Origin of the sequence: Photorhabdus cinerea (assembly GCF_011189575.1) — a bacterium.
In the GTDB taxonomy this organism is placed as follows: Bacteria; Pseudomonadota; Gammaproteobacteria; order Enterobacterales; family Enterobacteriaceae; genus Photorhabdus; species Photorhabdus cinerea.
The window spans coordinates 18,738-30,744 of sequence record NZ_PUJW01000019.1 but is presented as its reverse complement, the minus strand read 5'-3'; the positions used below and the strand labels follow the sequence as shown (position 1 = coordinate 30,744).

At 41.5% G+C, this 12,007-nt stretch carries 11 protein-coding genes; 7 read left to right on the top strand and 4 right to left on the bottom strand.

What is annotated here, in order from left to right; all coding sequences use genetic code 11:
- Positions 1-17 precede the first annotated feature (17 nt).
- Together modB and modC are read left to right on the top strand one after the other, a co-directional pair.
- Positions 18-710 carry a molybdate ABC transporter permease subunit gene (gene modB, locus C5469_RS17085; protein WP_166309270.1) on the top strand — a complete coding sequence of 231 codons (693 nt, stop codon included), beginning with the start codon at positions 18-20 and terminating at the stop codon, positions 708-710.
- Positions 704-1,768 carry a molybdenum ABC transporter ATP-binding protein ModC gene (gene modC, locus C5469_RS17080; protein WP_166309267.1) on the top strand — a complete coding sequence of 355 codons (1,065 nt, stop codon included), beginning with the start codon at positions 704-706 and terminating at the stop codon, positions 1,766-1,768. Before modB ends, modC begins: the two co-directional genes overlap by 7 nt.
- A gap of 158 nt (positions 1,769-1,926) precedes the next feature.
- Here the strand turns inward: modC and C5469_RS17075 are convergent, their stop codons facing one another.
- Positions 1,927-2,745, bottom strand: coding sequence for a pyridoxal phosphatase (locus C5469_RS17075; RefSeq protein ID WP_166309264.1), 819 nt, complete (start codon positions 2,743-2,745; stop codon positions 1,927-1,929).
- Between the two features lie 150 nt (positions 2,746-2,895).
- Between C5469_RS17075 and pgl the strand changes: the two genes are divergently transcribed.
- Positions 2,896-3,891, top strand: a complete 996-nt coding sequence (pgl, locus tag C5469_RS17070; protein ID WP_166309261.1) for a 6-phosphogluconolactonase — start codon at positions 2,896-2,898, stop codon at positions 3,889-3,891.
- 114 nt (positions 3,892-4,005) lie between these two features.
- Here pgl and bioA read toward each other — a convergent pair whose 3' ends face one another.
- Positions 4,006-5,277 carry an adenosylmethionine--8-amino-7-oxononanoate transaminase gene (bioA, locus tag C5469_RS17065; RefSeq protein ID WP_166309258.1) on the bottom strand — a complete coding sequence of 424 codons (1,272 nt, stop codon included), beginning with the start codon at positions 5,275-5,277 and terminating at the stop codon, positions 4,006-4,008.
- Between the two features lie 95 nt (positions 5,278-5,372).
- On the opposite strand from bioA, the gene bioB reads away from it, so the two are divergent.
- From bioB to bioD, 4 genes are read left to right on the top strand one after another with little or no spacing between them, the layout of a single operon-like run.
- Positions 5,373-6,407, top strand: a complete 1,035-nt coding sequence (gene bioB / locus C5469_RS17060; RefSeq protein ID WP_166309255.1) for a biotin synthase BioB — start codon at positions 5,373-5,375, stop codon at positions 6,405-6,407.
- Positions 6,407-7,558, top strand: a complete 1,152-nt coding sequence (gene bioF / locus C5469_RS17055; protein WP_166309252.1) for an 8-amino-7-oxononanoate synthase — start codon at positions 6,407-6,409, stop codon at positions 7,556-7,558. The genes bioB and bioF overlap by 1 nt, the downstream gene beginning before the upstream one ends.
- Positions 7,542-8,309 carry a malonyl-ACP O-methyltransferase BioC gene (bioC, locus tag C5469_RS17050; RefSeq protein WP_166309249.1) on the top strand — a complete coding sequence of 256 codons (768 nt, stop codon included), beginning with the start codon at positions 7,542-7,544 and terminating at the stop codon, positions 8,307-8,309. The genes bioF and bioC overlap by 17 nt, the downstream gene beginning before the upstream one ends.
- The gene (bioD, locus tag C5469_RS17045) at positions 8,302-8,982 is read left to right on the top strand and encodes a dethiobiotin synthase (protein ID WP_166309246.1); all 681 of its coding nucleotides are present in this window, start codon (positions 8,302-8,304) and stop codon (positions 8,980-8,982) included. The genes bioC and bioD overlap by 8 nt, the downstream gene beginning before the upstream one ends.
- A 98-nt stretch (positions 8,983-9,080) precedes the next feature.
- Here the strand turns inward: bioD and C5469_RS17040 are convergent, their stop codons facing one another.
- Positions 9,081-9,974, bottom strand: a complete 894-nt coding sequence (locus tag C5469_RS17040; RefSeq protein ID WP_166309243.1) for a queuosine precursor transporter — start codon at positions 9,972-9,974, stop codon at positions 9,081-9,083.
- The gene (locus C5469_RS17035; protein ID WP_166309240.1) at positions 9,975-10,589 is read right to left on the bottom strand and encodes a helix-turn-helix domain-containing protein; all 615 of its coding nucleotides are present in this window, start codon (positions 10,587-10,589) and stop codon (positions 9,975-9,977) included.
- Positions 10,590-12,007: the final 1,418 nt, after the last annotated feature.

The window sequence follows — 12,007 nt, the reverse complement described above, 5'->3', positions numbered from 1 at the left end:
GAATAGATCTTTTGGAGATGTTGAGTGAATACGAATGGCAAGCCATTATCCTGAGTCTGAAAGTTTCAGGTGTGGCGGTGTTATTCAGCCTGCCATTTGGGATTTTGATGGCGTGGATTTTGGTTCGTTTCCGGTTTCCCGGTAAATCCTTACTTGACAGCCTCATCCACTTGCCGCTGGTGTTGCCGCCAGTGGTCGTGGGATATTTACTGCTGATCAGTATGGGGCGTCGTGGATTTATTGGTGAATGGTTATATGATTGGTTTGGGATCAGTTTTGTATTTAGTTGGCATGGTGCTGTGCTGGCTTCTGCTGTTGTTGCTTTTCCGCTGATGGTCAGGGCAATACGTCTGGCGTTGGAAAGTATTGACCGACGTTTTGAACAAGCAGCCCGTACTCTGGGGGCGAATCCGTTTAGAGTATTTTTTACCATCACACTTCCTCTTTCTTTGCCTGGTATTATTGTTGGTGCCATTCTGGCATTTGCTCGTTCATTGGGTGAGTTTGGGGCAACTATCACTTTTGTATCTAATATTCCAGGTGAAACGAGAACAATCCCTTTGGCAATGTATACCCTGATTGAAACGCCTGGAGCAGAAATTGCTGCGGCTCGTTTATGTGTAATTGCGATTATTCTTGCGTTGGTGTCACTGATGGTTTCTGAATGGTTAACTCGTTGGGGCAGGAAACGTCTGGGGGCAACATGTTAGAACTGGATTTTGAAAAGCAGCTTGGTGATTTGCATTTACAGGTTAATACTCAGTTGCCAACAGAAGGTATCACGGCTGTTTTTGGCCTTTCAGGTGCAGGAAAAACTTCACTGATAAATGTTATTGCTGGCTTGATACATCCACAAAAAGGGCGGGTTATCCTCAATGATCATACATTGGTGGATATTGAAAAAGGTATCTGTTTGCCATCAGAGCAGCGCCGTATAGGTTATGTCTTTCAGGATGCTCGGCTTTTTCCGCATTATCGGGTAAAAGGTAATCTTCGATACGGTATGTCTCCAGTGATGAAGCCGGAATTTGATAGCATTATTAGTTTGTTGGGGATTGAGCACTTATTATCTCGTTTTCCTATGACACTGTCCGGCGGTGAAAAACAGCGGGTTGCTATCGGTCGGGCTTTGTTGACTGCCCCTGAGCTGCTTTTAATGGATGAGCCGCTAGCATCGTTAGATCTTCCCCGTAAACGAGAATTGTTGCCTTATCTTGAAAGGCTTTCTGACGATGTCAAAATTCCGATCTTGTATGTCAGCCACAATCTGGATGAAATTCTTCGTCTGGCTGAAAATGTAATTGTAATGGATAACGGGAAAGTCAGGGCTGTCGGGAAATTGGAAGAAGTTTGGTCCAGCAATGCACTACGCCTTTGGTTACAAAAAGAGACTCTCAGTAGCATTCTGAATGTTTCAATGGTGGAACATCATACTCGTTATGAAATGACTGCGGTAGCGCTAGCTGACCAGGTTTTATGGCTGCCTAAAATTGATGTTCAACCGGGAACTGATTTGCGTATCAGAATAGATGCTTCAGATGTTTCATTAGTGTTGGAGTTGCCGCGTGGTAGCAGTATCCGTAATGTTTTGGCGGCAAAAGTGGTTGAATTTTTTGATGATGATGGGCAGGTAGATGTTAAATTGACGTTGAGTGGCCATTACTTATGGGCAAGGATTACTCCATGGGCAAGGGATGAACTTAATTTGCGGCAAGGGCAGTGGCTTTATGCCCAAATAAAAAGCGTTTCTCTTAATCGGCAGCTATAAGAATTGTAAGATTTGTTCTTGAGAGGCAAATCTACCATCTGTTTCTCCAAAAGGGGACACCCACTATATTGTCACTTGATTGTCACTTGTCACTCATGGGGTTCCCATTGAGAACGCCCCTGAGTGTCGTTTTGTGGGTATTGTTATCAGAGAAGCAATTAAAGAATATACTTGCGGATCACTTCGGCAATACCTGGCTGAGTATTATCCAGAGTTACCAGATCAGCGCGCTCTTTGACAGCATCCACGCTATTACCCATGGCAACACCAAGCCCGGCGGTTTCCAGCATACTCAGGTCATTGAAATTATCACCAAAAGCGATAACATCTTTCATGCTCATTCCCTGCGATTCGACCCATTGTTTCAGACGCATTCCTTTACTGTTGCCTTTTTTGGCGATATCTACTTGATCAAACCATGACCATTCACATTCCAAACCTATATTATTTTCGATCTGTTCAGTAATTTCTCGCAGTTTTGCTAAATCAGGAGAACAGGTTGCAAATTTCCAGATAGACTGTACTTCACCAATAGCATGCTGAAAACTACTGACATGCTGCATATTTGGGCGTTGAGATTCAGGCAGGGTATTGGACCATGCTATAGTGCGGGCAATTGTGTCATGCAGTTCTTCATATAGCATGGCATCATCCACATACATCAGACGGTGAATATCTGTGCCTTGCAAGTATGTGAGAACTTTTATGGCTTCCTGAGATGATAGCGGATTTGAGGCTAATACTTTCTTTTCATGGTAATCATACAGATAAGCACCATTACAGCAGATAGCAGGAGTATCTAGTTGTAAAGCCTGATAAAAGGGGTGAATAGCGACATGATGTCGGCCAGTAACAATCAGCACCTTAACACCCGCTTTACGGGCTTCATTCACGGCAACGAGTGATTCTGGCAAGATATTCTTTTGAGGAGCCAGTAATGTACCATCCAGATCCAGTGCAATAACGCGATATGACATAATAGATTAGCCTCATAACTATATATAATGTAAAAGATATTACACTGTAACTGAATAAAGTTAAGCCAATTGTGCGATGAGTTTAACCGATAAAATCAATAAAGAGTCGTTACAGGTTAATAAATGGTAACGGATAATTGAGGAGTGAAGATGAAACAAGTGGTTTATATAGCGAGTCCAAACAGTCGTCAAATTCATGTTTGGAGCCTGAATAGTGCGGGCGAGCTATCGTTGATTCAGGTAGTTGATGTACCGGGAGAAGTACAACCCATGGTGGTTAGTCCGGATCGTAAGCACCTTTATGTTGGGGTTCGCCCACAATTTAGTATTGTTACTTACCAGATTGGCGCTAATGGAGAGTTAGTGCAGCAAGGGATTTCACCAATACCAGGCAGTCCGACGCATATTTCTACTGATAAGCAAGGCCGCTTTTTGTTCTCTGCTTCCTATAGTTATAACAATCTGAGTGTCAACCCAATTGATGACCAAGGCATTGTCGGTGCACCTGTTCAGGTCATTGAAGGCTTACAGGCTCCGCATTCAGCCAATATTGATTGGGATAATAAACAGTTATTGGTTCCTTGTCTGAAAGAAGATCATATTCGCATTTTTGAGATGGCAGAAGAGGGTTTTCTGGTCGAGAAGCGTGCGGAGGAAGTGATTACAGCAATGGGTGCTGGTCCTCGTCATATGGCATTCCACCCGAATCAGCAGGTGATTTATTGTATTAATGAATTGGACGCTACTGTTGATGTTTATCGCAAGTGGGAGAAATACCGGATTGTTCAGACTATCGATTCATTGCCGAAGGATTTTGCTGGTGTGCGGTGGTCCGCGGATATTCATATTACACTTACACCGGATGGTCGTCACCTTTATACCAGCGAACGGACCTCAAGTCTGATTAGCCATTTTATTATTTCACCAGACGGTTTCAATCTGACTCTGGCAGGACATTATAAAACTGAAACTCAGCCACGCGGTTTTGCTATCGATCACAGTGGGAAATACCTGATTGCATCCGGACAGAAGTCTGACCATATCTCAGTTTCATCTATTGATAAATATACCGGTAAATTGACTGAATTAACACGTTATCCAGTCGGTAAAGGTCCAATGTGGGTAACAGTGCTGGCGATAAATTAGTGTGTTAATGGTGATAATGGACAGATAGCAGATGCTTGCTCTTTTGTTCCATTATCACCGGCTGAACTTATGCGTTATCTGTAACTTCAGGAAATTTGTTTAATAACAGGAAAATCATAAATTGATTGCACTGGAAATCGCCTTTGTCAGGCGTGAAAGTTGCTCTGGCTGAATAATATAAGGTGGCATCAAATAAATCAGCTTGCCAAATGGCCTAATCCAGACACCTTTAGCAACAAAATGGTGTTGTAACGCAGCCATATTCACCGGCTGTTTCATTTCTACCACGCCAATGGCACCTAATACCCGGACATCAGCGACTTTTTCATGGGATTTTAGTGGCATCAGCTCAGTGCTTAATTGGTTTTCAATTGATTTAATTCGCTGTTGCCAGGGGCTTTGTAATAACAATTTCAAATTGGCTTCTGCCACAGCACACGCTAATGGATTTCCCATGAATGTTGGACCATGCATAAAACAGCCTGCTTCACCATTACTGATAGTATCGGCTACCTTACGTGTTGTCAGCGTTGCTGATAGCGTCATATAGCCGCCCGTCAGCGCTTTTCCTACACATAAAATGTCCGGCTCAATTTCAGCGTGTTCACAGGCAAACAATTTTCCTGTGCGACCAAAACCGGTGGCAATTTCATCTGCAATTAGCAGAATTTGATACTGATCACAGAGCGTTCTGACTTGACGTAGATATTCAGGATGATAAATCCGCATTCCCCCAGCACCTTGTACAACAGGTTCCAGGATCACCGCAGCAATCTCATGGGAATACTGTTCCAGCAAAGTGCGGAATGGGATGATATCTTGTTCATTCCATTGAGAATCAAATCCGCACTGAGGTGATGCGGCAAACAGATGTGGTGGTAGATAGCCTTTGTAGAGATTATGTATTGAATTGTCGGGATCACAGACAGACATAGCGCCGAACGTGTCACCATGATAACCATGACGTAATGTCAAAATGCGCTGACGTTTTTCACCTTTTGCTTGCCAGTATTGCAATGCCATTTTCAGCGCTACTTCCACCGCAACAGAACCTGAATCAGCCAGAAATACACATTCGAGCGTTGGTGCCGAGATCGCTACTAACTGCCTACACAGTGCGACCGCAGATGGGTGAGTTATTCCACCAAACATCACATGAGACATCTTATCAATCTGAGCCTTAGCTGCCTGATTCAGTACCGGATGGTTATATCCATGAATGGCAGACCACCATGAAGACATACCATCTATCAGCTTACGACCATCAGCCAGTTCCAGCTCCACCCCAGAAGCGCTAACAACAGGGTAAACCGGGAGTGGCTTGGTCATGGAGGTATAAGGATGCCAGATATGGCGTAGATCAAATTCAATATCGGAAGAAATCATAATGGATACATGTAAACTAATTTATTTGAAATTGGTTGACAGTATAGCGACATTATTTAAACTGACGAGACTTTTTTCACACTGGAGATGTCATTGTGATTGAATGCAAGCAATGGACAATTAAACAGGCGCAAGAACTGTTTGGTAAGCCTTTTTTTGAATTATTATTTCAAGCACAACAGATTCACCGCATGTATTTTGACCCACAGCAGGTACAGGTCAGTACATTACTTTCCATCAAAACGGGCGCTTGTCCGGAAGATTGCAAATATTGCCCGCAAAGTTCCCGTTATAAAACAGGTCTTGAGAAAGAACGGTTGATGGAAGTGGAGCAGGTGATTGATTCTGCCCGTAAAGCTAAAAATGCAGGTTCTACTCGTTTCTGTATGGGGGCGGCGTGGAAAAATCCTCATGAGCGGGATATGCCTTATCTGGAGAAAATGGTTAAAGAAGTCAAAGCGTTAGGGATGGAAACTTGCATGACGCTCGGCATGCTCAATGGTTCACAAGCTCAGCGGTTGGCGGATGCGGGATTAGATTACTACAACCACAATCTTGATACCTCGCCAGAATTTTATGGCAACATTATTACTACCCGGACCTATCAGGACAGATTAGATACTCTCGATAAGGTGAGGGATGCGGGAATAAAAGTCTGCTCTGGTGGTATTGTCGGCTTGGGTGAAGAGATTCGCGATCGAGCCGCTTTGCTGGTGCAACTGGCGAATTTGCCGAAACCACCGGAGAGTGTACCAATCAATATGCTGGTAAAAGTCAAAGGCACTCCACTGGCTGATAACGAAGATGTAGACCCTTTTGATTTTATCCGCACGATTGCCGTTGCCAGGATCATGATGCCGGCTTCTCATGTCCGGTTATCCGCAGGCCGTGAACAGATGAATGAGCAGACGCAGGCAATGTGTTTTATGGCTGGCGCCAATTCTATTTTTTATGGCTGTAAATTATTGACTACGCCTAATCCAGCTGAAGATAAGGATTTACAACTATTCCGCAAATTGGGTATTAATCCTCAGCAGACGCAGACGGCATTCGGTGATAATCAGCAGCAACAGTATTTGACTGAAGCCATCATTAATGCAGATGATCAATTTTATAATGCGGCATTGTGATGAATTGGTCAGCTTATCTTTCCCGACAATTGTCTGAGCGCCGGGGTTCTTCTTTATGGCGGCAGCGACAGGTTAATCAGAAATCAGACGGACGATTTTTATATACCACTGAGGGTAAACATCTCAATTTTTCCAGTAATGATTATCTTGGGTTAAGTACAAATCCCGCAGTCATTTCCGCATGGCAGCAGGGAGCGGAGCAATATGGTGTTGGAAGTGGCGGTTCAGGTCATATTACCGGTTATACAAAAGCTCATCAGGTGCTGGAGCAACAATTAGCTGATTGGTTGGGTTACCCAAAAGCATTACTGTTCATTTCAGGATATTCCGCTAATCAGGGAGTGATTGCCGCGTTAATGACGAAGCAGGATCGAATTATTGCAGATCGTCTGAGTCATGCCTCATTAATGGAAGCCGCTATGCATTCCCCCGCTCAGCTACGGCGTTTTCTGCATAATCAACCTGAATCACTTAAGGATTTACTGGTAAAACCTTGTGTTGGGAAAACGTTGGTAGTGACGGAAGGGGTGTTCAGTATGGATGGTGACAGGGCGCCATTGTCTGATGTTTATCAGCAAACCAATGCTTCTGGAAACTGGTTAATGGTAGATGATGCTCATGGTATTGGTGTTTGTGGTGAACAGGGTAGGGGAAGCTGCTGGCAACAGAAAGTAAAACCAGAAATCCTGATTGTGACTTTTGGCAAAGCATTTGGGTTGAGTGGTGCTGCGGTGCTTTGTGATGAGCAGACAGCTGAATATCTGATTCAATACTCACGTCATCTTATCTACAGCACTTCTATGCCTCCGGCACAAGCGCAGGCTATTTCGGAAGCGGTCCGGCAGATACAATCTGGTGATGAATTGCGTCAACAATTACAGCAGAATATTGATTACTTCCGTCAGCGAGCACAGAAATTGCCATTTACCCTGACAAATTCAGCCACGGCGATCCAGCCATTGATTGTTGGCAATAATGAGCTAAGTGTGTCTTTATCCCAATATCTGCAACAAAAAGGTATTTGGGTCAAAGCTATTCGCCCACCAACCGTACCACCGGGTAGTGCCAGACTACGTATCACACTGACTGCTAGTCATAAGCAACAGGATATTGATATGTTGATGGAGGCGTTGTATGAGTTCCGTAGCTGAATCTGTCAATAAACGGGCGATTGCTGGAGCATTTGGACGAGCTGCGGCCAATTATGATGTTGTGGCAAAATTGCAACAGCAAACGGGTGAATTCCTCATGCAACAAGTGGATGGACATCCTGGAAGATTAGTATTAGATGCCGGCTGTGGTACCGGTTTTTTCAGTCACCGTTGGCGGCAACAGGGGAAGCAGGTGATTGCACTAGATTTGGCATCGGGTATGTTGGTTCATGCCCGTAAGCAACAAGTCGCTGACTACTACCTGCAAGGGGATATTGAATGTTTAGGGCTTGCTGATGGCAGCGTTGATATCTGTTTTAGTAATCTGGCTGTTCAATGGTGTGATAATTTATCCTGCGCTTTAGAAGAACTTTACCGAGTAACCCGCCCTGGCGGACTGATTCTGTTTTCCACGTTGGCGCAAGGTTCGTTATATGAATTGAAGCAAGCCTGGAGTGCGGTTGATAATTATCAGCATATTAATCATTTTCTGCCACAACAGACGATTAAAGATGCCTGCCAGGGTTTCCGGCATTGCCTGATTAGTCAGGTCTATCGTCAGCAATATCCTAATCTCCTTCCTTTATTGGCCTCCTTGAAAGGGATTGGTGCGACTCATCTTCATGGTGGGCGCCAGCAGGGCCTGATGACCCGTGGACGATTGACTGCTCTGGAACAGGCTTATCCACGAGAAAATAAACATTTACCTCTCAGTTATCAGATTATTTTTGGAGTTATTTATCGTGATTAAGAGCTGGTTTTTAACGGGTACAGATACTGAAGTGGGTAAAACAGTTGTAAGTTGTGCTTTGCTACAGGCTGCGAATAAATCGGGATATAAGACAGCGGGTTATAAGCCGGTGGCTTCGGGGAGTGAAATAACGCCGGGAGGCATTCGTAATTCGGATGCATTGGCATTAATGGCAAATAGTTCTGTACCTTTGCAATATGATGAAGTTAATCCATTGGTATTTGTTGAAGCAACATCACCCCATATTATTAGTGCTGATTTAAGGCGACCTATTGATTTTTCTATTATGTCTGAAGGATTACGCTGGTTAGAAAATAAAGCGGATTGGGTTTTGATAGAAGGTGCTGGCGGTTGGTATACCCCTTTATCAGAATCGGCGACTTTTGCTGACTGGGTAGTTAAAGAGCAATTACCCGTTATTCTGACAGTTGGTGTAAAACTAGGTTGTATTAATCACGCGATACTCACAGCAGAAGCGATTAAATGTTCAGGATTACACCTTGCAGGCTGGATAGCTAATGAGGTTGAACCTGTGGGTAAACGCCAGAAAGAATATCTGGCGACATTAAAACATATGTTACCTGCTCCTTTATTAGGCGTTATTCCTCATTTGAAGGGAGAATGTTTTAACCATTTAGGTGAGCATATAGATTTGAAATTACTCATTAATTGAATTATTATTTATGGCTAATATGCCGGAAGAGCCTTCCGGCATAAAAAATTATATTTTTCAGTAATTTTTCTATAGTTTGACAAAGATATCTCCTCTATTTATATTTCGGCAACTTTTTTATTGGTTGGGTTATCTATTGGTCGGTTTATATAATTACGGAATATTTTTCGTACCAGATAAATAGGACCTACACCCAAGATAGAATAGGTAACTTTAATTAAGAACTGTGCGATAATCATTTCTTTTATGGTATCTATGCTGAGAACATCATAAAAAGCAATTGAGCAGAATATTATACTGTCGAATGCTGAAGCGATTACAGTACTGGTTATTACTCTCAGGAAAAGATATTTTGAATTCGTGAGAGACTTTATTTTACAGAGAAGATATGAGTTTATATTCTCAGAGATAAAATAGGCAAGGGATGATGCTAATAATACGGCTACGATACTATTAATTATTCCACTGTAAGTGTCACCGAATTCCCATTCCGGAACGCCGGGTATTAATGCGGTTCCCCAAAGCCCCAACACAAAAAGTAAGTTTGCGGCAAATGAGATAATAATGGTCCTTCTTGCCAGACGTAATCCGTAGAATTCGTTAAGAATATCGACCAGCAAGAAAGTTATTGGATAAATAAAAACACCAGGAGGAGTGACTATATTAATAAAAGGGACATGAATGGGTTTCACACCACATATTGTCGAGAAAATATAAATGGTACTGAGTGCAACACTGATGAGTAAATACGCTTGCCATGAACGTTCATGACGATCACCAAGTTCATAAGCTGTCACAATGTTACTGTGGCTGTATAATTTGCGATATAGTGTACTGAGTTCATGCCTGCTCAGATCTTCTGAAATATCACTGTCGACCAATTCTTTCAACCCCATAGTAATGGTCTTACCCGTTGCCAGCACCATGATATTTGCTGATAATTTACCGTATCTTGTAAATCCCAATAACTTAAATTTCTGATTTGCTGGCATTTACAGTCTTTCTCCCACAATGTAGCCCAAAAATTGAGTAGATTTTGCGTGTTTTCTATCTATGCTGTCATGAGCTTTCTCTTGCCGGATAAAAAAACCGATTTTATTAGAGTAATACAGTAATGGGGTATTGGTTACTAATGCGGGAGGTCGTTTTATTATGATCACCTCACCGGGTATAAAGATATCTTCTATTTCCGATTCGACTTTGATAGCTAGCATATTTGATTCGTCACCAAAGAAATAGGTAAGTGGGTACTCGGTAACAAGCTGGCCTATTTTTTTCTCAGAGACGGATAAGAATTCAGATTGTGGAATGATCGGTATGGCTGAAGGGTTTTTATTTCCTTCTGTTGAAAGAGTTTCATTGAGGCGTTCTAATTGTTCAAGGTCGTAATTTTCTATTTCTTCACAGGAAACACCGAAAAAATCAGAAATCCGGAGAATAGTAGATTGTTGTACGTTATTGACCTGTCCATCCAGAATTTTATAAATTGTGGTGCGTGTTAATCCTGTTCGATTAGAGAATGAGCTCTTTGTTTCACCTCGGGTACGTATCAGGTATTCTATATTCTTAATGATATTTGTTTTTCGCTGTGCGTTAGACGTTTTCATGAGAATCCTTTATGTAAAAATTGCTGTATCACTATATATTGCATACCGATATTGTCCAGTGTGAAAAAAAACACTCATTGTGATAATTTATTGATTTTACTTTAATATCCTATATATCAGATTGCTGATATTAGCATATCTTGTGTTAAAAAAAGCTCATGAATTTAAGTTTATATTTTAAAAATAAAAGTTAAATCATAGTATTAAGTAAAATTCATTATAAAGTTTACACTAAAATGAACTTTATGTTTATTTTTATGTTGACTTTACTGGTTCTATTACAATAATGTTAAGTTGTGTTGATGTGTTTTTTAGTAGTTGAATAGCATCAAACAAAACATTATTCCAATTATAAGTCTCTCGGGGGAGAGCTATTTTACCCTTCGAGTTTGAAAACTGGTTATTCCTTTTAGCACTAGGGAACCACTATAGAATAGAGGAAGTGAAATAAACATCTTGATTTAAATTAATAAATTGACTAAATGGTAACGCCATAAAAACAGCCAGGGAGTGGCAATATAGATACTTTGGAACAGCAAGAGATTGAAACTGTGGATGATAGGTACAAAGGTGAACCGGTTTTAATGGTCTTTGATCGAAAATAGCCAGCGGAATATTAGGTGTATTGTTAAGGCAATGTAGATCCTATATTTTTGTATCTATCATTTTTTTGAAAACTCACTCTGGAATCCGTCTTATAGAACAGTTGGGGTGCTGATGTGAATTTATCAAGGGTATACATTATATCCTTGATAAAGATGTAATGTTACGCGTATCAATAAGGTAATTTTTGTTTTCTTGATGATGTTATCAACATTGCCAAAATATTCTCTTTGACGGCTCCCTTCTTGAAGCAAAGGCTTCATAATAATGAAATTGAATCTGTTGTTACCGGAAACATAGAAAATAATAATTATTCCCATTATTGAAATGAAAATGATCATTTTATTCCGAATAGGTGAAAGCCATGACTATCTCCTCTTTTATAAACAGGTTTCGTACAAGAAAACTGCTTGCTGGTTTTTTTATTGAATAAAAATTCTGCCCTGAAATCAGCATCGTTTGCTGTTTGAGACAGTAAGGCCAGTTTGTCTCGACAGATACCCTTGTGTGGGTCGCATTGAACAGATTTAGTAAAAATTGCCGTAAACCTTGGTCCAATGCGAGGGTGTTGCAAAAGCCAATTCGGTCGTGTGAGAGCAGTCACTTCATTTTATGCCTAATTTCAATAAGAAAATTCTTATTTTTTCAGGAGAATTATGTCTTTTCCTGATAGTGAATAACTAGAATTATAAGGTTAAAAAAATAGTAAAAATTTTTACTGTTGGGGGTTACCTCTTTTGTGGGACGATGTTGCAACTTCGTATTGTTAATAGGGTTTGTAGAGTTATCCACTATTCCTGTGGATAACCTTGTGC

Bases quoted from the DNA above. Each gene is read 5' to 3' on its own strand.
- modB (WP_166309270.1), top strand. From the start codon at position 18: ATGTTGAGTGAATACGAATGGCAAGCCATTATCCTGAGTCTGAAAGTT.
- modC (WP_166309267.1), top strand. From the start codon at position 704: ATGTTAGAACTGGATTTTGAAAAGCAGCTTGGTGATTTGCATTTACAG.
- C5469_RS17075 (WP_166309264.1), bottom strand. From the start codon at position 2,745: ATGTCATATCGCGTTATTGCACTGGATCTGGATGGTACATTACTGGCT.
- pgl (WP_166309261.1), top strand. From the start codon at position 2,896: ATGAAACAAGTGGTTTATATAGCGAGTCCAAACAGTCGTCAAATTCAT.
- bioA (WP_166309258.1), bottom strand. From the start codon at position 5,277: ATGATTTCTTCCGATATTGAATTTGATCTACGCCATATCTGGCATCCT.
- bioF (WP_166309252.1), top strand. From the start codon at position 6,407: ATGAATTGGTCAGCTTATCTTTCCCGACAATTGTCTGAGCGCCGGGGT.
- bioC (WP_166309249.1), top strand. From the start codon at position 7,542: ATGAGTTCCGTAGCTGAATCTGTCAATAAACGGGCGATTGCTGGAGCA.
- C5469_RS17040 (WP_166309243.1), bottom strand. From the start codon at position 9,974: ATGCCAGCAAATCAGAAATTTAAGTTATTGGGATTTACAAGATACGGT.
- C5469_RS17035 (WP_166309240.1), bottom strand. From the start codon at position 10,589: ATGAAAACGTCTAACGCACAGCGAAAAACAAATATCATTAAGAATATA.